At 42.1% G+C, this 23017-nt stretch carries 24 protein-coding genes; 4 read left to right on the top strand and 20 right to left on the bottom strand.

All coding sequences use genetic code 11. The annotated features are described in order from the left end of the window. Positions 1-35 precede the first annotated feature (35 nt). The 15 genes from J1C86_RS03715 to J1C86_RS03645 form a co-directional block, all read right to left on the bottom strand. The gene (locus tag J1C86_RS03715) at positions 36-617 is read right to left on the bottom strand and encodes an LURP-one-related/scramblase family protein (protein WP_185757529.1); all 582 of its coding nucleotides are present in this window, start codon (positions 615-617) and stop codon (positions 36-38) included. Positions 618-757: 140 nt separating this feature from the next. Continuing rightward, on the bottom strand, positions 758-1765 hold the full coding sequence (gene prsA / locus J1C86_RS03710) for a peptidylprolyl isomerase PrsA (RefSeq protein WP_125405744.1): 1008 nt from the start codon (positions 1763-1765) through the stop codon (positions 758-760). Between the two features lie 113 nt (positions 1766-1878). After that, positions 1879-2562 carry an O-methyltransferase gene (locus tag J1C86_RS03705; protein WP_125405741.1) on the bottom strand — a complete coding sequence of 228 codons (684 nt, stop codon included), beginning with the start codon at positions 2560-2562 and terminating at the stop codon, positions 1879-1881. Between the two features lies 1 nt (position 2563). Further along, positions 2564-4366, bottom strand: coding sequence for an oligoendopeptidase F (gene pepF / locus J1C86_RS03700; RefSeq protein WP_125405738.1), 1803 nt, complete (start codon positions 4364-4366; stop codon positions 2564-2566). Positions 4367-4557: 191 nt separating this feature from the next. Further along, on the bottom strand, positions 4558-4944 hold the full coding sequence (locus J1C86_RS03695; RefSeq protein WP_125405735.1) for a DUF1310 family protein: 387 nt from the start codon (positions 4942-4944) through the stop codon (positions 4558-4560). A gap of 152 nt (positions 4945-5096) precedes the next feature. Then, a complete protein-coding gene (locus J1C86_RS03690) occupies positions 5097-5504 on the bottom strand; it encodes a DUF1310 family protein (RefSeq protein WP_125405733.1) in 408 nt (135 codons plus the stop codon). A 210-nt stretch (positions 5505-5714) separates the two neighbouring features. Continuing rightward, positions 5715-6101, bottom strand: coding sequence for a DUF1310 family protein (locus J1C86_RS03685; protein ID WP_125405730.1), 387 nt, complete (start codon positions 6099-6101; stop codon positions 5715-5717). 170 nt (positions 6102-6271) lie between these two features. After that, positions 6272-7222, bottom strand: a complete 951-nt coding sequence (locus J1C86_RS03680) for a competence protein CoiA (RefSeq protein ID WP_125405728.1) — start codon at positions 7220-7222, stop codon at positions 6272-6274. A gap of 99 nt (positions 7223-7321) precedes the next feature. Further along, the gene (gene celB, locus J1C86_RS03675) at positions 7322-8671 is read right to left on the bottom strand and encodes a PTS cellobiose transporter subunit IIC (protein ID WP_125405725.1); all 1350 of its coding nucleotides are present in this window, start codon (positions 8669-8671) and stop codon (positions 7322-7324) included. A 43-nt stretch (positions 8672-8714) separates the two neighbouring features. Further along, complete coding sequence (locus J1C86_RS03670; RefSeq protein WP_125405723.1) at positions 8715-9218, bottom strand: hypothetical protein; 504 nt, start codon at positions 9216-9218, stop codon at positions 8715-8717. Positions 9219-9227: 9 nt separating this feature from the next. Then, on the bottom strand, positions 9228-9554 hold the full coding sequence (locus J1C86_RS03665; RefSeq protein WP_125330545.1) for a PTS cellobiose transporter subunit IIA: 327 nt from the start codon (positions 9552-9554) through the stop codon (positions 9228-9230). A 67-nt stretch (positions 9555-9621) separates the two neighbouring features. Continuing rightward, the gene (locus J1C86_RS03660; protein ID WP_125405720.1) at positions 9622-11613 is read right to left on the bottom strand and encodes a BglG family transcription antiterminator; all 1992 of its coding nucleotides are present in this window, start codon (positions 11611-11613) and stop codon (positions 9622-9624) included. A 48-nt stretch (positions 11614-11661) separates the two neighbouring features. Beyond that, complete coding sequence (locus J1C86_RS03655) at positions 11662-11976, bottom strand: PTS cellobiose transporter subunit IIB (protein WP_125405717.1); 315 nt, start codon at positions 11974-11976, stop codon at positions 11662-11664. A 113-nt stretch (positions 11977-12089) separates the two neighbouring features. Next, positions 12090-12329, bottom strand: coding sequence for a SemiSWEET transporter (locus J1C86_RS03650; protein ID WP_125405714.1), 240 nt, complete (start codon positions 12327-12329; stop codon positions 12090-12092). 89 nt (positions 12330-12418) lie between these two features. Next, complete coding sequence (locus J1C86_RS03645) at positions 12419-13852, bottom strand: 6-phospho-beta-glucosidase (RefSeq protein ID WP_125405711.1); 1434 nt, start codon at positions 13850-13852, stop codon at positions 12419-12421. A 194-nt stretch (positions 13853-14046) separates the two neighbouring features. Between J1C86_RS03645 and J1C86_RS03640 the strand changes: the two genes are divergently transcribed. Further along, positions 14047-14406, top strand: a complete 360-nt coding sequence (locus J1C86_RS03640) for a hypothetical protein (RefSeq protein WP_125405708.1) — start codon at positions 14047-14049, stop codon at positions 14404-14406. 146 nt (positions 14407-14552) lie between these two features. Here the strand turns inward: J1C86_RS03640 and J1C86_RS03635 are convergent, their stop codons facing one another. The 3 genes from J1C86_RS03635 to nagB form a co-directional block, all read right to left on the bottom strand. Next, a complete protein-coding gene (locus J1C86_RS03635; RefSeq protein ID WP_125409534.1) occupies positions 14553-15722 on the bottom strand; it encodes an MFS transporter in 1170 nt (389 codons plus the stop codon). Between the two features lie 94 nt (positions 15723-15816). Next, entirely contained in the window at positions 15817-17172 is a 1356-nt protein-coding gene (locus J1C86_RS03630; RefSeq protein WP_125409536.1) for a DUF1958 domain-containing protein, read from the bottom strand. A gap of 150 nt (positions 17173-17322) precedes the next feature. Then, entirely contained in the window at positions 17323-18030 is a 708-nt protein-coding gene (nagB, locus tag J1C86_RS03625; RefSeq protein ID WP_011836695.1) for a glucosamine-6-phosphate deaminase, read from the bottom strand. A 134-nt stretch (positions 18031-18164) separates the two neighbouring features. Here nagB and J1C86_RS03620 point away from each other — a divergent pair, with 134 nt between their 5' ends. Genes J1C86_RS03620 through J1C86_RS03610 form a run of 3 tightly spaced genes read left to right on the top strand, consistent with a single transcriptional unit; the run spans position 18165 to position 19869 of the window. Next, on the top strand, positions 18165-18344 hold the full coding sequence (locus J1C86_RS03620; protein WP_002897949.1) for a hypothetical protein: 180 nt from the start codon (positions 18165-18167) through the stop codon (positions 18342-18344). A 9-nt stretch (positions 18345-18353) separates the two neighbouring features. Then, positions 18354-19382, top strand: coding sequence for a tRNA preQ1(34) S-adenosylmethionine ribosyltransferase-isomerase QueA (queA, locus tag J1C86_RS03615; RefSeq protein ID WP_125409538.1), 1029 nt, complete (start codon positions 18354-18356; stop codon positions 19380-19382). Between the two features lie 16 nt (positions 19383-19398). After that, positions 19399-19869 carry an arginine repressor gene (locus J1C86_RS03610; RefSeq protein ID WP_002917512.1) on the top strand — a complete coding sequence of 157 codons (471 nt, stop codon included), beginning with the start codon at positions 19399-19401 and terminating at the stop codon, positions 19867-19869. A gap of 130 nt (positions 19870-19999) precedes the next feature. Here J1C86_RS03610 and J1C86_RS03605 read toward each other — a convergent pair whose 3' ends face one another. Both J1C86_RS03605 and J1C86_RS03600 read right to left on the bottom strand, forming a co-directional pair. Then, positions 20000-21337 (bottom strand): dipeptidase, encoded by a 1338-nt coding sequence (locus J1C86_RS03605; protein WP_125409540.1) that lies wholly within the window; start codon positions 21335-21337, stop codon positions 20000-20002. 21 nt (positions 21338-21358) lie between these two features. Further along, positions 21359-22870 (bottom strand): YfcC family protein, encoded by a 1512-nt coding sequence (locus tag J1C86_RS03600; protein WP_125409542.1) that lies wholly within the window; start codon positions 22868-22870, stop codon positions 21359-21361. Positions 22871-23017 lie beyond the last annotated feature (147 nt).

Raw genomic sequence — 23017 nt, 5'->3', positions numbered from 1 at the left:
TCTTTTTCTCCTTAAATTTTTTCTAAAAAATTGCATTATGACGACGAACTTTCTAACATTTCAACATAATCAATAGCGACACAGAGGGAAATCACCAAATCTGAATAAGTCACATCATAGACACTCACCTGATAAGTAGAGGTTAGATGGAAAAGCTCCTTGGTAATCTCTGCAACGACTTGATTGCTGTCATCCAGCAGACGAAAGTTTAAATCCCAGATATTCCCTTCAACTCGAAAACCCAAATTATCAAATTTATATTTATCACGCAAAAAAGAGAATTTCTTACGGATATAAAAGCTATGCCCGCTTCTGAGTTTGATTTCAAACTGGGGCAGGAGGGTTATAAGGGTCTTGGTAATCTGACTGACGATTTGACCCTGACTATCATAGATAGTAAAGGTCTTAGGAATCTGGAAGAAAGAGCCTTCCACTTGGTAATCCACATTTCCTCGATCGTCCTTGATATCAAAGCGTTCGCCGCCTAAGCGAAATTTCTGTTTGACAAGATAGGTTTTCATTATATTACCTCCACAGTCAACATAAAAGACAAGTTCCTTGTCCGAAGGGCGAAAAACCGCGGTACCACCTTCATTCAATGAACTTGTCATTCTCATTTCGTATTCTATTTTTCAAGATGAGTAGCATGATTCTCCGTCTCAGATGGCTCGCAGCACCGCCAATTCTCTGAACTAAGAGCTTGAAAAATCAATTCTCACCAGTCTTATTATACTTGCTTATTCTCTTTTCGTCAACCTTATTCTGCAGCTGAGGATGAAGCTTCTGTTGAACTGCTTTCAGCTGCTGAGCTAGACTCAGAAGTCTTTGAACTGCTGGCAGCACTTGATGAAGAAGTTGAAGAACCTGTGGTTTCGATATACTGAGCAAAGATAGATTGGAAAGCACTGTCCTTAACCTTGATGTTGGCATCTTTCAACTCTTTCGCCACAACACTTTGGATGAAGCTAGTATCTTTTTCTTTTTGCGCAATGATAATCTTTTTCAGCTTGTCTTTGTAGTCTTTCCAGTTAGAAGATTTCTCTGACTTCTTGACCAGCTTAACAATATAGTAGCTTGCTGAGTACTGTGAATCTGGCACAGTCACAAGGTCTGAAACGCCATTTTCTTCCAAAGCAAAAGCAGCTTTTTTGACAGCATCTGGAACATCAGTAGAGCCAGAGTCAAACTTGATTTCTCCGCCTTTTTCCTTAGTGGCAGCATCGGTAGAGTTTTCCTTAGCGATTTGACTGAAGTCTGCTCCTTCAGCTTTAGCTTTTTCAAGAACTTCCTTACCTTTGTCTTCGCTGTCAACCTTGATGATTTGAGCTGTTACTTCTGGCGTGTAGTTTTCAAAAGCAGCCTTGTAGTTTTCGTCAGTCAGCTCTTTTTCAGCAGCCTTCTTAACGGCATACTCTACCAGCATATTGGTGCGGATTTGCTCCTTGTAGGCATCTTCGGTCAAGCCGTTTTGAGCCAAGACTTGGGCAAAAGCTGTACCGTAAGCCGTTTTAGACTTTTCGAAAGCATCTTTAACGTCCTTGTCTTTGACATCTTTGCCGTATTTTTCTTCAAAGATGTCTTTGATAGCCATCTGCAGCAAGACCTGCTGAGCTGCACCATTGTTTTTCACTTGATCGTAGAACTCATTGACAGTAATCGTGTTGCCTTTCATGGTCACGATGTCCTTGCCTTCTGAGTTAGAACATGCTGCTAATACAGCGACTGACAAGAGTGTCACAGCTCCTGCAAATATTTTTTTCTTCATTTTATATTGACTCCTTATTCTTAAAAGTTCACGTTTTCTATTGTAGCATAAATTTGAATTGATATCTTAAATTTTACTAAAAATTTTTGGAAATTAGGAAAAAATCAGAGATGTCAATTTTTTCTAATCATAAGCAGACCATCTCCTAAGGGAAGCAGACTAGAAGTTAAATCTGGATTGTCCAGAGTTGCGTCAAAAAGACTATGCAGTCCTCGGTAAATAGCCCGTTGGCCACGCTTAATGTCCTCAAAAGGCTTGGCAACATCGCCGCCTTGAAAGACATCATCAATGAGAATCAGCCCACCAGGATTGAGGCGCTTGAGGACCTGAGGCAAAAACACCACATACTTAGACTTAGCAGAGTCCATAAAGACAAGGTCGTAGGAATCCTCTAACGTCTCAAGTAAATCCACCGCATCGCCTTCCAGCAGGGTAATCTGCTGACGGCTGTCATACTTAGCAAAATTAGCCTTGGCTAGCTCAATCATCTCTGGATTACGATCAATTGTCGTAATCTGAGCCTGAGGCGCATGCTCCGCCATCAAAAGAGCCGAAAAACCAATAGCCGTACCGATTTCTAAAATCTTCTTTGGTTGGAAACTTTCGACTAGCAGGCGGAAGTAAGCCACTGTCTCATGGGGAATCACAGGAACATTTTCAGCTTTGGCAAAATCCTCCAGTTCCTTGAGGCCGCCAGTGACTGGTTGGTGACGCTGCCTCATAAAATCCACAATCTCTTCTTTGACCACTGGCCGGCGCATATTGGGATTAGAGTTTTGATTATAAGTCTCGACCATCTTATGCCAGTCCCAACTTTTCTACCAAGGCTTCGAATTCGTCCAGACGGCGTTCAAAGACAGCAAAAGCATCATTTAGGTAGTCTTCTTTTTCCATATCCACACCTGCTTTTTTGATGACATTGAGTGGGTAGTCAGAGTTCCCAGCTTTCAGATAGTCCAGATACTTGTCCTTGTCTTCCTGACTGCCATGGACAATCTTTTCAGCCAAGGCCGAAGCGGCTGCAAATCCTGTCGAATATTGGAAAACATAATAATCATAGTAGAAATGAGGAATACGAGCCCACTCATACTGAATCTGCGGATTATCTTCTTTTTTCAGCCCATAGTATTTCTCGTTCAAGTCAGCGTAGAGCTCATTGAGAAACTCGCTGGTCAAAACTTGACCTTCTTGGTCAGCCTTGTGGATAGTATGCTCAAACTCAGCAAACTGGGTTTGACGGAAGACCGTTCCACGGAAGCCATCCAAGAAGTGATTGAGGATAGCAAAGCGAGTAGCATCGTCCTCTACTTCTTCCAAAAGCTTTTCTGTCAGGATATTTTCATTGGTCGTTGAAGCAATCTCAGCTAGGAAGATAGAATAGTCTCCATAGACATAAGGCTGGGTCTCACGGGTGTAGCTGGAGTGCATACTGTGGCCTGTCTCGTGCACCAAGGTAAAGAGATTATCCAGCGTGTCCTGCCAGTTGAGCAACATAAAGGCGTTGGTGTCATAAGAACCGCCAGAGTATGCCCCTGAGCGCTTGCCTTGATTTTCATGAACATCAATCCAGCGCTCTGAAAAAGCTGTCTTCACTCGGCTCAGATAATCCTCACCCAGAATTGCCAGGACTTCCTCAGACTTAGCCAAGGCTTCCTCATAAGTGAACTTGTAGTCTGTCTCTGACAAAGGTGTGTACATATCATACATCTTCAAATCAGAAATGCCTAAAATCTTTGCTCGTAAAGCAATATAACGCTGCAAAAGAGGCAAATGCTTATTGACAGCTGAAACTAAGCTGTCATAAACACTTTCTGGAATGAAGTCCGCTGACAAAGCCGCTTCACGGGCAGATGAGAACTTGCGGACTTTCGCATTGTAGTTATGGACCTTGACATTGGTCTGCAAAGTCTTAGCATAGGTATGCTGATACTGCTCGTAGACGCTGTAGAGAGCCTCGTAAGCTTCCTTGCGGACCTCTCGGTTCTTAGACTCGACCAGAGTGATATAGTTACCGTGGCTGAGCTGAACTTCATTTCCATCTTCGTCATGCACCATCGGAAAGACGATATCTGCATTATCCAAGATAGCAAAGGTTTCGCCCGCTGCACCAAAAATTTCACCAGCACCAGCCAATAGCTCCTCTTCACGCTGTGTCAGGATGTGAGCCTTCTTTTTCAAAAGCTTGTCAAAATAATGCTGATACTGCTGCAAGGCTGGCTGCTCAGCCAAGAAAGCTTGGTACTGCTCTTCTGTAATCGCCATAAATTCTGGCTCATAGAAAGCAAAGCTTTGACCAAAGTCGCTGTAAAGAGTCATGCCTTTAGCCTGATACTCTTGGTACTTAGCCACACGTGTATCTTGGTCATTCTTCATGTGAGCATAAGAATAAAGCTTTTCAATACGACGCATCAAGTCCAACTGCACTTCAGTCGTTGTTAAGAGACTGTCCGCTGAATCAAGCAAATGCCCAGCCAGACCAGCTGCTTTCTTCACTTCTTCTGAAACCTGAGCCAATTCCTCTTCAAAGGCTTCATCTGTTGGGAAAATAGTACTCAAATCCCAAGTATATTTTTCTTCAATTTCATTTCTTTGTTTTGCCATAAAAAAATCCTCCGACTCCCCTATTCTATCACAAAATTCCACTTTTTATAAAACTCAAGTACCAAAATCACATAGTAGCTAGACAGACAGACTTAATTAATAAAAAAACTCTTTGAACCTAATTCCTGACCAAACAAAAATTAGATTCCAAAGAGTTCGTTTTTTCTTATCACTTAATGCTTTATCATATGTCATTCTCCCCTCAACTTCTTTGCTAGCTCACCAGAGATTACATAGCCTGTATGCTCTAATTTCCCATCAGATTCTTCCATCAATGTTGTGGTAATTGTTAATTCTGGGTCACTGTTTATTATAAGCTCAACTATTAAGCCACCCATTGGATTATATTTAAGATTTTTTTCATTTATTGTATATTTTTTTATTATCCCCTTTTCTGTCAGTGCTTCAGGATCTTTCTTCCTTAACATTTCCTCCATTAACTTTTTAGATTTCTGACTCTCCGCAATCTTAAACATTTCTTCTTGTTCTGAACGACTGTTTAACATACTGCATCCTCCTAAAAGCATCGCCGAACAAAGCGTAATGATAGTCAAAAAGATGACAAAAATTTTTTTCATAATGACTCCTTTCGTTTCTCATCTTTGCTAAAGCTGGTACCTTAACGAAAATGAGAAACCAATTTTAGATTAACGTCTTATATTAATTATTGTACTATTTTTCAAAAGAACATGATAGCACAATCATTGTTAGGAAGTTATCTAGAAAAACCTTATTCTTCATTGCCATTTACATTTTCTTCATCCATTAGTTTTGTAAGCTTCGGTGACCACACAGTCCCATCTCTGTGAAATTTCCCATTTTCGTCCTCTCCAATGACATATCCTAGTGTTACTTCTTCGTCACCATTAATGATTAAATCAAACATTAATCCTCCCATTGGGTTCTGAGTTAGTGACTTCTTGTTAATTTCATAACTTTTAATTTTCCCTTCAGGTGTTAATGCTTGAGGGTCAATCTTTTTCAGCCCTTCCTCAATAACACTCTTCATCTTTTTACTTTCTGCAATCTGAATCATTTCTTCTTGTTCTGACCGACTATTTAGAATACTGCAGCCTCCTAAAAACATAGCCGAACTAATCGTTATGATACTCAGAAAAATGACAAAAATTTTCTTCATAATAGCTCCTTTCGCTTGTTATATTTACTAAAGCTAATGCCTTAACGAAAATGGAAAACTGGATTTAGATTAATGTTTGATATTATCATTTTTGTGCTATTTTTTTAAAGTTTTAAGGACTACGCTACGTATAAAGAGTTGTAAAGACAAAAACTCATTCTCTCTCACCCTTAATATTGTCGTAAATTTGGGAAACGGAGCCTATGTATTCTATTTCGCCAATAGGTCACTAAGTTTCCGACTTCTTGAATTTGTAGCAATTTCATAATTACCAGTTGTTGAATCTTCCACTACTGTTACACTTAAACTTAAATTCTTATCTCCGTTAATAAACATTTGAATCATTATCCCTCCCATTGGATTATATTCTAACTTATACTCTTGAATTTCATAGGATTTAATCTTTCCTTCTGGTGTCAAAGCTTTGGGATCTAATTTTTTTAAAAAAATTTCAATTACACTCTTCATCTTTTTACTCTCCGCAATCTGAATCATTTCTTCTTTTTCTGATTGACTTTTTACAATACTGCACCCTCCTAAAAACATAGCCGAGCTAATCGTTATGATACTCAGAAATATTACAAAATCTTTCTTCATGACAACTCCTTTCGATTCTAATCTTTTCTATAGCTAGCTGAATTAGCACGATTTAGAATTTTTAACTATCTAACTTATTACTTTATTATATTATACAGGATTCTAAAATATTCTAAAACTGAAAGGATAGCTAAAAATTTATAGCTTCATCAATGGGAAACTAACGATACTTAGCAATTTTCTCTTGTCATCTCATAAAAGGCCGGTGAATAAACAATTTGCAGATTTTTTTGCTGGAGATTGGCATAATAGTTCTCAAACTGCTGATAATAGTCTGTCAGGTCAGTACTTATCTGACAGAAAGAGGCAGCCTGTATCGGCCTAACCTGCGGATAGAAATCCTCTGCCGACTTAGTCAGGAGATTATCGCCAACCTGATAGAGTTGGGCCTGCAGCCGCATCCATCTAGGCTGCTGGTAATAAAGCTGACGGCGTATATAATTGCAGATCTGCAGATCTTGCTGGGCCAGAAAACTGTTCAACTCCTGCTTTTGAAAGGGCAAACGCAAAATATCCAAAAGACGGCCGTGACCAAAGGGAAAGGTCTTGGTCTTGTGCTGGACTTTTCCATGCAGATCTTCGTGAATCAGGTATTTGAGACGCAGAACTCGCTTTTCTTGATCCAGCTCCCAAAGATGAAAGCCCATATTTTTACTAAAATAGAGAAAATCTTTCTGCAAGCGGGTTAAGGAATCCTTGAGCCAAAGTTTTCGCCCCAAGAGCCAGAGGACCTGATAGCCATGCTGGCGGTAAGAAATCGTCCGTTCCTGCAGTCGTTCTATACTTAGGGGACTACACTGGACTTCTAGCGCCAGTTTTTTATCAACCAGCAAATCAGCAATCTGCTGCAGAGCAGGCAAAAAAGCCTCCACCTCAACTTCTTCTGTCTGGACAGCCCAGCGAAAAAGCTCCGCCTTAAGGTTCAAGTGCTCAGCACTCTCATTTTCCCTATAAAAACGACACTCTTCTAGCGAAATATGCGCAAAATGCGGCTGCATAACCTTCCCTTTTTTAAAACGGACTGCCCCTGAACAAGCCGGGCAGACGAAATCAGCTCCCTTCTCAATCTTCTCCTCCAGAGCATTACACAAAAGCCCCTTATGATTTCGCGCCACAAACATATCCTAGCCCCCTCTAAAATTTCTCTCATTTACTAAAATATTCGCAAAAGAAAAGAGAAACCTCAAAGGAGATTTCTCTTTGTAATTGATAAAACAACATTAGCTAATAGCTGACTCTGCAGCCATTTCCATTTCTTCCTTATGAAGCTTAGTGTCATACATCCGGATAAACGGATACCAAATGACAAAAGCTGCTACAGCACAGATGATTGCAACAATAAATGCTCCTAAACTTCCTCCTGAACCGACATAGGCTCCTAAACCAACTGGAGTTGGCCATGGTGTTTGAGCAATAGCTTTACCAGCGATACCAAGTTGAACAGCCCAGTAGCCAATAGAGGCTGATACAACTGGTGCTAAAATAAATGGAATCGTTAAGATTGGATTATAAACAATTGGAAGACCAAAGATAATTGGCTCATTTATATTAAAGATGGCAGGTCCCATTGATGCTTTCCCAAGCATACGAAGCTGCTCTGATTTAGCACGAAAAGCAATATAAATACATAGAAGTAAAGTTGCCCCAGAACCACCAACAGTTACATAGGAGTTCGTAAATTCACCAGCGAAAGCAATGAATTTTCCGTCAACATTTTGCGCCATGTTAGCCAGTAGGATTGGATTTACCAGTCCCATTACAATATTGGCACCATGAATACCAACAATCCAAAGTGCATGCACTAAAAGGTAAATGATAACAATGCCAAACCAAGTATTTGTAATATGACTTACAAAAGCAAAAGGAACCGCAATAACTTTATAAATATCAGTACCAAACATAATGAAGATACCATTTATGAAAAGTACCACAAATGCAATCACAAAACCCGGAATCAATGCTGTAAAGGAACGAGAAACCCCTTCCGGAACTGCTTCAGGCATTTTTATAACCCAGTTCTTTTTCACACAAAGCTTGTAAAGCTGCACAGCCAAAATAGACATCAAAATAGCTGTAAACATACCTGATGTAGAAAGACGAGTCAGACTATCTCCACCAACAGTCCATCCATTAATTGTTGACTCGCCAGTCACCGCTGAAATAGCGCCTTTAGAAATAGCTAATTCTGGTATGGTTAAAAAATAAGCAAATACCGCCAAAAGTCCACCATTGAGAGGATTGAGATTCAAGCCTTCCTCTTCTACATATATCTTTGTATATTCATAACCGATTACTACCGCAAAGTAGAGAGACAAAATCCCCATTGTACACTTATAGGCTAGTAAGTATAGTGCTTGAATTTTATCAAAAGAATTGGCCCATAAATCAATTATAAATTGTATATTAAAGGCTTGCGGAATAACGCTTAGAACCAAGAAAGCTGACCCTACAATGGTAAAGGGAATACTGGCCATCCCAGCAGCCACAATAGCACGAACAGGACGCCAAGTCGAAACTTTTCCCATAGGTCCCATAAGATATTTTTCTAAAAATGCAAACATTTTATCCATTACATTTCTCCTCTGATATTGATAGACTTAGTATTTTTTCTTACTACTGAAGGCTGGCCATATACTTTTGAATGCGTTGATACTGTTTATCAGCCTTGTGACTAATACGATTCAATTTAGCAATCATTAAAAGGTTTAAAAGGATGCCAACTAAAAGAATCATAATTAAAAAGACTTGCGTTGCTGAGCTGGCTGTTAAGAAAGGGTATAGCAATGAAAATCGATTCAAAAGAACCAGCAAAATAAGTAGCACATTTATTGAAAGAGAGATACCATAAAAAAGTTTAGTTAATTTTGCCTCTCTTTGATTTATAGTGTACATTCGCGTCTGCTCCCACATAGCTAGTGCTGCAAAGAGAGCAATCACCATCGGCAGCATCATAGCCAACCTGGCATTTGAAAGATAGAGCATCAAAGTCCAGTAAAGATTGACAAAAAAGAAAGCAGCTGTCGCATACCGAACGGAAAAGTACCGAGTATAGTACATGGTTTTTAAAGCTGATTCTTTCCTCCTTGCTTCTAATTCTTGTTTTTCCTTATCCGTCATCTTCTTCTCCTAGCTGTTGGTTTCTTCTACCTTGCGGTAGAGGTTGAGCATTTCAAGCGCAACTTCGCGCAGGGTCATGGTTGTCATGAGATGATCCTGAGCATGCACCATGATAATTTCAATCCTAATTTCAATTCCGCTAGCATAGTCCTGCAAAAGCTTGGTCTGGGCATGATGAGCTTCCAGCAGAGATTCATTAGAAGTTTCCAGCTTTTCTGCTGCTGCATCATAGCGACCTTCACGCATATCAGCAAAGGCTTCATGAACAATGGTACGGGCTGTCCCGCTGTGAAGAATAATTTCAAAAGCAGCGACTTGCAACTCTTCTTGGTTCATAGATTCATTCCTTTCTTGAAATCTTGCTAGTCTCAGCAGTTTATCTCAGAAAAAACTACTCAGATTTTTATTTGATACTTAAGAATATTTGTTTAAATTCTTCAAAGGTCTGGCAGGCTCTTATCTGCTGCTGCAGGTCTGGCTCTTCCAGCAAATCAACAATTTTAGAAATCAACCTGTCCATCCCTTCATTGTCATAGATGGATGGCGAAGCTAGAAAAATCAAACTAATCTCAGGATAATCCTCAGACCAGTTCAGGCCTGACTGGACGATTGCCAGTCCAATCCTGTGCTTCTTGGCGCAAGGCTTGATTGGGTGAGGCACAGCGAGAGCTTCTGAAAAGACAACGGAACTCATGCGCTCGCGCTGCTCCATCAAGCTGCGCATCTGAGCCGGAAATTCTTCCACTTCTCCAACTGCCATTCTCTCCAAAAGCTCTGTCAAAGCTTCGTCCTTATCGGCTTGATCCAATACTATAAAGCACTCCGGCGAGAAATAATCATCAAAGACTGCTTCCAAGTCTGACAATTCCTTGGAGACCTTAATATCCATCCGACAGCCTTTCGTAGACTTCAAATTTGCCATCTTCTGCTTGATTTCCTTAATTTCCTCGGGTTTGAGGAAAATACTAACCGTAAAGACGGGCAGTGTAAAGACCAGATTGGACAAGTCGATTGAAGAGATGATAAAGTCGATATTCTTGAGACGTTCATCATTGAGCTCATAGTAACCAATCACATCTACGATGTGAACAAGATTTCCCAACTCATGGTCAATCCGATTTTTCAGCATCTGAGCTGAACCATAACCAGTTGCACAGATGACGAGGATGTTGAATTTCTGCTTCTCCTTATGTCGCTCCATAGCAGCCATAAAATGCAGAGCAACATAAGCAACCTCATCATCTGGCAACTCCTCGTCACCAAACAAGGGCATGGCCACCAAAAGGTCCCGTGTCATAGCCAGCACAGGTGCATATTGCTGCTGAATATCTGCTAACAAGGGATTATCCATTCTGACATGATTTTTCAGGCGGATAAGCAAGGTGGAGAGATGGGTGACTAGACCTTCTACCAACTGAAAGTCGGACTGAAAGGCATAATCACGAAGACCTTCCTCTTCTTCCAGTGCTCTTGAAAGCTGAGCACGCAGCTGCTCTACTATGTCCCCTTTTTCCTGCTTGTCCAGCTTCAAACCGGCCTTGGAAATCAAATGCAGTGTGATATAATCCACCTCTTCTTTGGGAAATTCCAAACCTGTTGCCAGATGAATCCGATCCAAAATTCGCTGCGCAATTCGACTTTCTGCACTATAGTCCTTTAGATTGCAACCGTCCAGCTGGCTAATTTGAAAACCTTCACCAATGCGCTTAAGGGACAGCGCGATATGGATGACCAGATTTTGAATGACAAAGTCCGACACTCTCAGCTGGCCTTCACGGCATTCGTCCAAGACGATAATAGTCAACTCTTCCAGACTAATCGGCCGGCCAGAAATCTCGATAGCGATATAGTTATGCAAGACATGAAAGAAATTATCATGGAAAAAATAATCCATAATAAAGCGACGGATATTGCGCTCGCTGCCTTTGACATAGACACCGCGCTTGGCCTTGCTTTCAATTTGCAAATCGTACTTGGCCAAATCCTGCCGGATCTTCTTGAAGTCCGAAGATAGGGTCGAGCGACTGACAAAGAGTTCGCTGACTAAATCATCAAAATAAACCTCTTCTTGCTCAAACAAGAGCTTGTTCAAGATATAATTATAACGGTCTTCGATGCCTTCCAAATTAGTCTGCGCAGCTTCCATCAAAACCTCAGCTTTGAGAAATTCCTGATAGACTTCCCTATCACTGATTTTCAACTGGTAACCATAGCCCTGTTTAGCTGTGATGGTCCAGCCAGTCTGCTCAGACATCATAGCCATCAAATTTTTAAGGTAGCTTCTTACTGTACGGTCCGAACAAGATAAGTGGGCAGCCAATTCCTTACTAGTGATGAATTGGTCCCTATTGTCCATCAAATACTGAAGAATGTGTTTTTCCTTTTGATGCAACACACTTCTTCCTCCTTCCGTCTATGATAAGATACTACCTTTATTATACTATCAAATATTTTCCTTAATCAAGTTGGCCATTTTTTCAATACCCATAGGGATAGGAATATAGGCCTGAGGGGGAATTTGGGCGATGGGCTTGCCAACCTTGGCAGCCGCTTCTTCAAACTGCTTATAGTACATTTTGGTCTGCGGACTGATAAGATAGAGATCAAATTCAGCTGCCGCTATAGCCTTACCGCCTTCTGTCGCGCTGATTGCATCCACTTCAATATCATCGCCCTTGCCTTTAAAAAATTCTGTCGTTTTCTTCGCCATAAGTGAAGAAGACATGCCTGCTGCGCAGATAATCAATGCTTTAGCCATAAGAGTTTCTCCTTATAAAGTAATTTTATTGACACTTTTATTATAAATGAAAACGTTGTCAATCTCCATCTTGTTTTTTTCCGTATTGAAACGGAAGTAGTCCCTAAATAGCTTTACTTATATTTTATCTTATATGCTAAAATAATGGCTGATAATATCAGTGATATACTGTTGGCCGAAATTAAAGGTAAATCTTGAATCACCAATCCATGTACCAGCCAAAGACCAATACCAACTACTTGCATAAGATACATACCAAGCGCTATGGATTCGGTATCTTTGGTTTTGATGACCTTAATTACCTGAGGCAAAAAGGCGAAGGTTGTTAAAACTGCTGCAATACTTCCAATCATGTTTTTCTCCTAATTTTTCCAAAAAAAGAGGCGGAAAGCAGCAAACTTGCCATCTCCTCCTCTGTATTTTTTAGTTTTCCTATACTCAACTATAGACTAGCCCCATTTGATGCAATGACTTCCTTATACCAGTTAAAGGACTTCTTCGGTGAACGTTCATACGTTCCCTTGCCATCGTCATCCTTGTCGACATAGATAAATCCATAGCGTTTGCGCATTTCACCCGTACCTGCTGATACTAGGTCAATACAGCCCCAAGGCGTGTAGCCCATGAGTTCTACACCATCTTCTACTACAGCCTTTTTCATTTCGCGGATATGGGCGCTCAGATAGTCAATCCGGTAATCATCATGAACCATACCATCTTCTTCCACCTGGTCAATAGCTCCAAAACCATTTTCCACAATGAAAAGCGGTAGATGATAATGATCGGTAAACCAATTGAGAGCATAGCGCAGGCCTTGTGGGTCAATCTGCCATTCCCATTCAGAAGCCTTGACAAAGTTATTTTTAACCAAGTCTTCAGTCTCTATATAGTCGAAATAAGGGTTATTCTCCCGGTGAGAGTCAATAGCAAAGGACATGTAGTAGCTAAAGCCAATATAGTCAACAGTGCCCGCCAGCAAGTCTTCTTGATCCTGCTCGCTAAAGTCCACCTTAATTCCCTTTCTTTCCCAGTATTTGAGAATATGCTCAGGATATCGACCAAAGACATGCACATCTGTAAAGTAATAGCGCTTCTGCATAGCTTTCATAGCCATGAGAATATCCTTGGGATTACAAGTAGCTGGATAAATAGGACACATGGCAATCATACAACCGATTTGGAAGTCAGGATTGATCTCATGGCCGACCTTAACAGCACGCGCTGAAGCCACTAGTTCATAGTGGGCAGCCTGGTACATAATTGCTTCGCGATCATCGCCTTCCTTGTAGACAATCCCAGAGTTGGTGAAGGGAGCAAAATCTTCCTGATAATTAGCTTGATTATTGATTTCATTGAAAGTCATCCAGTATTTGACTTTATCCTTATAACGCTCAAAAACAACTTCTGCAAAACGGACAAAGAAGTCAATCACCTGACGGTTTTTCCAACCTCCGTACTCAGTTACTAGATGATAAGGCATTTCAAAGTGAGACAAAGTGATAACAGGCTCAATACCATACTTGAGGCATTCATCAAAAAGGTCGTCATAAAATTGCAGACCGGCTTCATTAGGCTCGGTTTCATCTCCTTTAGGGAAAATCCGCGTCCAGGCAATGGAAGTCCGGAAACACTTGAAGCCCATCTCTGCAAAAAGAGCAATATCTCCCTTGTAACGATGATAAAAATCAATGGCCTCATGGTTAGGATAGTACTTACCTTCTAGGACGCCCGGCGTGATTTCCCGAGGAACACCATGACGCGCTGCGGTCATAACATCAGCCACGCTGATCCCCTTCCCACCTTCTTTCCAGCCACCTTCCAGTTGGTGGGCTGCAACAGCTCCACCCCAGAGAAATCCATCTTTAAATGTTGACATGCTGCATTTCCTCCTGATATTTGATACTACAATTATAAGTCAAGAAAGCGCTTTTTTGAATAGCGAGAATTTCCACAGCGAAGCGGAAAATCTTCTCCATAACTTTCTTTTTAGAGCTCTGTTTTTTTGTTGACAACGCTTACAAACAGGCGTATAATAATCCAATAAGCTAGATAAAGAAAGGAGTTTTTATCATGTCAATGTTGATTTTTATTGCCAGTTTTTTAGGAATGGTTATCTTGGTTCCAGCCATCTGGTATGGCTTTTTTCGACTTGGGATTTTTCTGCGAGCCAATATTCTTGCTCGGGGAAAATTCATCTATACTCTGATTCATTTTCAACATCTAGATAGCAAACCCCAACTGATGGATAATCCAAACTTTCTCAAGACGGGCAAATGGGAATATATACCAGAAGCTGATTATTACAAGGGATTTTCAAAACTTTCAGACCGTGACTTGCGGCTCTGGCTACAAAACGAATACCAACTCAAACCTGAACAAGTTATTATTACTGTACCAGAAAGCATGAAAGTCGCTTCTGCTGGCTTCTAATCTTTCTCCAAAATCACTTCAATTCTTGTCAGCATGACCTTATTGAACTCAAGCACAGTCTTGGAATGACTTCATCGTTTATTAATGATTTTCACTATCTAGACAAAAAAACGGGTCGAGAGAACATCTCTCCGACTCGTTTTTCATTATCCAAATAACTGATTTCCTTTTCGTTCTGGTAATTTCAGAAAGAGACTCAGCAGGCAGACTAAGCAGATGACAGCTGCTAGAAAGAGGTTCATTCCTTCGTAACCCCAACTGTCCAGAAAGTGACCCGCAAGATTTTGAATGAGAATGGTCCCTAAACTGCGGGCTGTCTGGACCAAAGCAATGGCTGTAACCAGGTATTTTTCATCGACCAAGCTGGCTACGATTTTCAGGGTCACCATAATCAAAACCATGCCGGTCACATGCTTGGAAAGGAGAGTCATCCCGATTTTCGAAATCAAACCTAGATCCAAGGCATAAACACTGTACTGGAGAAAGATGATTCCCAGACAGATATAAAGCAACTTTTTCATCGAAATCTTGTCCATAAAGAGATAGGAATAAAAAATAAAAGGCGCTTCAACCAGTACTGATAAGGCAACGACAGTCGAAGCCATATCCACCTCTAAGCCACTATGCTGTAGCATAGCGGGGATATAGGTATGACCAGTATTCCCTACCCCTGAATAAAGGGCGACCAAAAGCAGGTAAAAGAGATAGGTTTTGTTGGTCAAGAGCTTCCCCAGACCTGTCTGCTTGCGGGTATTCCTGCTTTCTAGGGCTGCTCGGTCGTGCTTGGGCTTGATTCCCAAAAGTCCTATGCTGCTAATAAGCATCATGCCAATAAAGACTGGGAAAATAGCCTGCGGTGCGACTCTTTGATAGATTAGTCCTGCCAGCTGAGAGCCTAAGGCATAGCCAATGGTTCCCCAAATCCTAATCTTGCCATAAGTATAAGGACTTTGGGCCGCAAGAACATCCATGACTGGATTGACCCCGTTAACCAGCATGAGGACCAGACTATACCAGACCAGTAGCTGCCAGAGCTGAGTTGCCTTCATGAAAAATACAGCCCCAACCATCATAGCTAGAAAGCTAAAAAGAAAGATCTTTTTAATTCCCAAAGCATCGCTAAGAACTCCAAAAATCGGCTGAGCCAACATGGACGCAAAGAAGGAAGCTGACACTACCATCGATACTTGTGCATTAGAATAGCCTAAGTCCTGCATATAGACTGATATAAGAGTCGAAAAAAGAGAGTAGGCTAAGAAGAAAAAATTAAAGAGTAAAAAATGAGCCAGATAGCTGTTGTGAAACTTTTTTTGCATCGAAATCTCCTTAAGACAGAAAGAAAACTCAGCGAAAGAACTGAGTTTTAGCTTGGAAAGTCATTCCGTTCGTATGTGACAGAGGACATTTCCTTTATTCAACATCTGTATTTCTACGACGTTCCTGCTTTGCAGCCTTGCGTTTTTGGCGACTGCGGTATTCAAAGTACAGAATGATCAGCAGGATGCCAACAGGCAGCAGAATCAACATCTTATCGCTGAAGAACACGCCATACCAAGGCTTGCTTTCCGACTTGCTGCCAGTCACATTTTCAATGGCCTGAGCAACTGGATTCTCAACTTTCTCGACTTTCATTTCATCAGAGATCTTGCTAGACAAGGTCTTCAAGCCATTTTCAGCCTTGAGAACATTGTTTTCAACCTTGACTTTAGGCTTGGTTCCCTTTTTAACAGTAGCGTAGAAATCCTCAGGCAGCTTATACTTCTGTCCATCAATCTCCTGCTCACCCTTGGATAAGAGTTTTTTATACTCATAGTCTGCATAAGCCTTCTCAATCAAAGCATTACCAAAAGGATGGCGATAATACTCACCGTCTTGGTCAGACCAGTCGCCAACTCCCATAATCACAGCAATCATGCGCTGATCTCCACGCTTAATGGTCGCGATATAGTTGAAAGCACCGTTAGGACTAGAGCCCGTCTTCATGCCATCTACTCCCTTGAGTGCGTATTTAGCACCCGGCAGAGAGTAATTATAAGTTTCAAAGGTTTCCTCGTAAGGAGTTCCAGCTTTAACAGTAACCTTTGCTTTATTAGTATAGTTTAGAATCTCAGGATGGTGATTGACAAAGTTATAAGCCAGAATCGCCAAATCACGGGCTGTTGTCTGATTGCTGAGAGTATTATCGTAATTCTGAGGATTGTAATATCCCTTGAAAGAAATCGCTGCTGCACCGCTGGCATTGAACCACTTGGTATTCGTCATACCCAGCTCTTGAGCCTTGGCATTCATCCGATCCAAGAAAGCATCTGGATCATTGTCCGATAGATAATTGGCCAGCATAACGGTTGTCGCATTGGATGACGGCACGATTGTCATGGTAATCAACTCAGATACGGTATAGTCTACACCCGCAACAATTTTATTATTAGAAATTTCATAAATATTAGCAGTAGCTTGATCCTGAGGTGTAGCTGTAATGACCGTCTTTTCGCTGATTTTTCCTTCCTTAATCGCTTCAAAGACCAAGTAAAGCGTCATGAGCTTACTCATACTCGCGGGATCACGCACCTCATCGACATTATCCTCCCAGACAACGTCACCTGTACTGCCATCAATAACGAGAGAAGACTTGGGACGATTAATCGCCTGAACATTATCATGCGGATACATCTTTTTAGCCATATCCACCAATTCATCAGCCCTAGCAGCTAGTGGTGCTAGAGAGGTCAGGAACACAATTCCCAATAACAAAAGCTTTTTCTTCACAGGATCCTCCAAAGAACAATTATACCTATCTAGTATATCATATTTTACGCAAAGTCAACCATAAATCTAAAAATCCTACCTAAAAAATAGATAGGAAATTAAGAGACTTTTATCTGGCAAAGCTAGTTTTATAGCAACAACATTAAAATCTTAGTGTTTTAACAAGCTAAGTGCTTCCTTATCAGCTATAATCACAACATCTGGATGCTTCTGGAGAGCACTGCCTGGCAGCTCCTCTGTCACCTCACCCTCAACAGTCCCTGCTATGGCTTTGGCCTTAGCAGAACCATAAGCAAAGAGAATGATGGACTTAGCATTGAGGATATTGCCAATCCCCATGGAAATAGCCTGAGTCGGAACATCTTCCATCTTGTCAAAGAATCGAGCATTGGACTGAATGGTGGACGGCGTCAGATCTACTAAGTGAGTCTGACTGTCGAAACTGGTTCCCGGCTCATTAAAGCCGATATGACCATTCGTACCGATTCCCAAAATCTGCAAATCAGCTGGATGCTCTGTAAGAAGCTGATTGTACCTCGCCACCTCTGCTTCTAAATCTTTCGCTGCTCCATTAGGCAGGAAGCTTGCTTTAAAAGGCTTTTGGTTAAAGAGGTGCTGGTTCATGAAATAACGATAAGACTGAGGATCCTCCTCCTGCAAACCGACATATTCATCCAGATTGACACTGGTCATCTCTGAAAAATCAAGGTCGCTCTCAACAATCTGCTTGTAAAATTCTTCTGGGCTGCTTCCTGTAGCTAAGCCTAAAGTTTTTGCCCCCTGAGCCAGCTTTTCTTTGAGCAGCTCGAGAGCCACTTTACCACCTTCTACTTGGTTTTCCACTTGAATAATTTTCATTTTCCACCTCCACATCTTTTCTTAATTTTATTATATGGTATAGACCAATTTTTGTCAAGAAAAAGTCTGCAAAATAGACATACTTTTTAGTCATGCTCGCTTCCTTTTGCGGCAAATCGTGTTATAATAGAGACATGTTTTTACTGATTGTTTTATTGATTTTATTTTTAGTCGGAGTCTTACTCTGCAGCTTGAGTTTCCTCATGAAAAAACAACCAGGCTGGCAGATTGTAAGTTTGATTTTGGGCGGCTTGCTTACAGCTAGTCCCTTTCTACTCGCTGCCTATCTACTCTGGCTGATGAAAACAATATAAGGAGATACGATGAATACCGCTGATTTTGATTTTGACTTGCCCGAAGAGCTGATTGCTCAGACACCTTTGGAGAAAAGGGATGCTTCCCGCTTGCTAGTGGTCGATAAAGAAACAGGAGTCTTCTCCGACCAGCACTTTGACCAGATTATTGATCAGCTCCAGCCCGGCGATGCCCTAGTGATGAATAATACGCGTGTCCTGCCTGCCCGCCTTTATGGTATCAAGCCTGAGACAGGGGGCCATGTCGAGCTGCTGCTGCTGAAAAATACTCAAGGAGATGACTGGGAAGTGCTAGCCAAGCCAGCCAAGCGCCTCAGAGTAGGTGCTCAGATTTCCTTTGGTGATGGACGCTTAACTGCTACTGTGGTAGAGGAGCTTGACCATGGCGGCCGAATTGTGCGCTTTGCCTACGAAGGGATTTTCCTAGAAGTCTTGGAAAGTTTGGGAGAAATGCCGCTTCCGCCTTATATCCACGAAAAACTGGCAGACCGCGAACGCTACCAGACTGTCTATGCTAAAGAAAACGGCTCTGCTGCTGCGCCAACTGCTGGACTTCATTTCACAGAAGAGCTATTGGAGCAGATTGCAGCCAAGGGAGTCAAGCTGGTCTATCTCACCCTTCATGTCGGACTAGGAACTTTCCGACCGGTTTCTGTAGATAGCTTAGATGATCACGAGATGCACTCCGAATTTTACAGTCTGTCCGAGGAAGCTGCCCAGACACTCCGTCAGGTCAAGGCAAATGGCGGACGTGTCATTGCAGTCGGCACAACATCTATCCGCACCTTGGAGACAATTGGCAGTAAATTTCAGGGTCAGATTCAGGCTGACTCTGGCTGGACCAATATTTTTATCAAGCCGGGATACGATTGGAAGGTCGTTGATGCTTTTTCAACCAACTTCCACCTGCCCAAGTCAACTTTGGTCATGTTAGTCTCTGCCTTTGCCGGACGTTCCTTAACACTTAAAGCTTATGAGCACGCTATTGCTGAGCGCTATCGCTTCTTCAGCTTTGGTGATGCCATGTTTATCAAATAACTATAGGTGAAAATTTATGAATAAAATTGAAAGCAGACACCGTCTTATCCGCTCCTTAATCATGGAGAAGAAAATCCATACCCAGCAAGAACTTCAGGAGCATCTGGAAGCCAACGGCGTCATTGTAACCCAGTCCACTCTTTCACGAGATATGAAAGCACTCAATCTGGTCAAGGTCAGTGAGAACGATACTTCCTACTATATCATCAACAGCATCGCGCCATCCCGTTGGGAAAAACGCCTTCGTTTCTATATGGAGGATGCTTTGGTCATGCTGCGGCCAGTTAAAAACCAAGTCGTTATGAAAACTCTGCCTGGTCTGGCCCAGTCTTTCGGTGCAATCTTAGACGCTCTAGAGCTGCCACAGATTGTTGCTACTGTCTGCGGTGATGACGTCTGTCTGATTATCTGCGAGGATGATCAAGGGGCCCTTGACTGCTTTGAGAAGCTCAAAGAATTCACCCCACCATTCTTCTTTAGTAAATAAAAGCTGAGACAAAATTTGCCTCAGCTTTTTCTATTTACAATTTTTGCCTCAATGAAAATCATCAGCAAATCGGAAAGCCAGAATTGACTAGAGCAACGCATTACCGAAGATAGTTTCAAAAAGTCAGCATTTAAGGTGTTGTAGCTAGACGATAAATAGCTTCCGCGTAAATATCCATGGCCCGATACAGATCATCTAAGAGCAATCGTTCATTGACCTGATGCTCTGTCTGATCAGCTCCCGGAAAGAGGGCGCCGAAGGCAACACAGTTAGGCATCGTACGAGCAAAGGTCGCTCCGCCAGACGACATGGCTGGACTGTTGTCTCCTGTTTTCTCCTGATAAATTGCCATCAGGGTGCTGACCAACTCACTGTCCAAAGGTACATAGAGCGGAGCCAAATAATCAAACTCCTGATAGGTCAGCTCGTATTGACTGGCTATTTCTGCCAGCTTTTCAACCAACTTATCCTTGTCTGCCAAGACCGGAATCCGCATGTCAATCCGAATCTCAGAGCGGTCAGAGCTTAAAGTCAGACCAGCAACATTAAAGGAAAGAAAGCCCGTCGGTTCGTCAGACACAGGCCCAAAGAGATGGCTGCCTGTCGCATCTTCACCAACCGCCTGAGCCAGAAATGCAAGAGCCGGATGCGAATCCAAGGGCTGCAAGACCTTGGCTAGGCGAATAATGGCATTGATTCCTTGGGCGGCATCCTTGGCATGCTTGGGCAAGCCGATAACTGTTACTTCTTCTGCCGTTCGCTCATATTCATAGCCTAAATCTTCCAAGCCTGCAACAACTGACTCCAGTAAGCTGCCCGAATAGGAAGCCTTGGCAGGGACGACATTGAAAGCCTGACCAGCTTCAAGCTCTAAACTATCAGAGCCCGGCCCTTCCAGCTTGAGCTGCAGAAGCCCCTTCTCAGCATAGGTCAAGGGGAAGGAAGAATCTGGTGCAAATCCAAGTGCAGCCTGCTCTTCAAGCTGATTATACCTAGCCATGCAGCGCCAAAGCGTCTCCTCGTCTGTACCAAAGATAAAGCGAACCCGCTTTTTAAATTCTACTCCGCTATCCAGCAATGCTTTTACCGCATAAAGAGCGGCCATGGAAGGTCCCTTGTCGTCCTGAACCCCTCGACCGAAAATCCAGCCATCCTTGACAGTGGCTTCAAAGGGAGGTGTCTGCCAGTCCGACTCATCACCTGATGGAACAACATCCAAATGACAGAGAACGGCCAGGAGCTGAGCTCCATGACCGATTTCTGCATATCCGTAATAACCTTTAGGGTCGAGGTATGTTGTAAAACCTAGCCCTCGACAGATTTCTAAAGTTTTTTCTAGGACATCTTGGATAGCTTGTCCAAAAGGTGTTCCATTTTGGCCTTCATTGAGGACTGAAGGATAGGAAACGATTGTTTTCAAAGATTCAAGAAAATCTTCTTTAATCTCTTCCGTTATAAATTTTTTCATGGAATCACCTCAGCTTCTAGCTTATAGGAACGGTAAGAAAGTTCCTAGGAGTAAAAGACCAATACTGATAGCAATAATCGCTACAATCAGCTTGCCGATAAATTTCCACCAAGTTCCGATATTGATACGTCCGAGTGCCAAGGCTCCCATAACGATACCAGAAGTTGGTGCAACCAGGTTCAGCACACCTGAAGCAGACTGATAAGCTGTGATAATCAAGCTAGCTTTGACATTGACAAATTCTCCCATTGGAGCCATGATTCCCATAGTTGCACTGGCTAGACCAGATGATGATGGGATAAGGAAGGACATTGGCAGGTAGAAAATGTAAGTCAAGACGATAAATACTTGTGATGATAGACCGCTGAGTCCTTGTTTACCCCAATTGAGGATAGTGTCTGTAATCATACCGTCATTCATGATAACTTGGATACCACGGGCGATTGCTACGATTAGGGCTACGCTAAGCAGATCAGCTGCACCGTTCATAAAGGCAGAGATAATTTTGTCTTCCTTGAGACCGTACACAACACCAATCAAGATTCCCATGAAGGCAAAGAGCATAGCTCCTTCTGGGAAGTACCAAGTACCCAGTGCAGAAGTAGATGAACCAACAATCTTACCAAGAACTGGAAGACCAGTCAGCCAAGTATTGATGTCCTTAAATATAGTAATACCGAGATCTGTCCAAGGAATGAAACTCAATACCATAATAACGAATGTCAAAATGAACAGAACGAGGACAGTTCTTTGTTTTTTGCTCAGAGTTGACTCAACAGATGAAGAAGTTTCAACGTTAAAGTGTTTCAAATCTTCTTCGCGAGTGCTGTAAACCAATGACTTGGTCGGATCTTTTTGAATCTTATCTGCATAGCGGTAAACAAACCAAGTGCTGAGAGCAGTAAGAATAACCAAGAAGATGAGACGAAGGACAATCCCTTCACCAGTTCCGACACCAGCAGCCTCTGAAGCGATAACAGTTGCAAATGGATTTAGCGTAGAAGCCAAACATCCGATTTGCGAACCCAGCAGGATAATAGCCACCCCAGTAAGGCTGTCAAAACCAACTGCCATCATCACCGGCACCAAAAGCGGATAGAAGGCCATGGTTTCCTCACCCATACCATAGGTAGTACCACCAAGAGCAAAGAGAGGCATCAAGACAACAATCAGCATCTTTTCGCGACCCTTGTACTTCTTAACGATAGAGGCAATTCCTACATCCAAAGCACCAGTTTCGTTGACAACACCAAGGAAACCACCAACCATGAGGATGAAGAAGGCAACATCAATGGCTGCGCTTGTCTCCTTAATCAAGGAGCCTTCCTCTGGGTGCGTACCCAGCATAGCACGAATCGGCGCCATCAGGACATCCCAAATCCCTTGCGGATTTTGTTGTTGAGGCTGATAAACGCCTTTCACAAAAGCCCCTGCTGGGATAATCCAAGTCAAGATTGCCATAATGGCAATGATTATCAACAATACGGTGTAAGATGAAGGCATCTTAAACCCTTTTTTTGTTTTTTCACTCATTTGTATTCCCTCCTAAAAATTTTTTAACGAGGTTACGAACCTACATTTCCCTGTATGAGTAAACAAGAAAACGCTTACTTTGCTTCTATTTTACCATATTAACATTGAAAAAACCAGTATTTTTGAAAATAATCATAGGTTTTCAGG

Origin of the sequence: Streptococcus sanguinis (assembly GCF_050220005.1) — a bacterium.
Classification (GTDB): domain Bacteria; phylum Bacillota; class Bacilli; order Lactobacillales; family Streptococcaceae; genus Streptococcus; species Streptococcus sanguinis_Z.
This window is presented reverse-complemented; position numbering and strand designations above follow the sequence as displayed.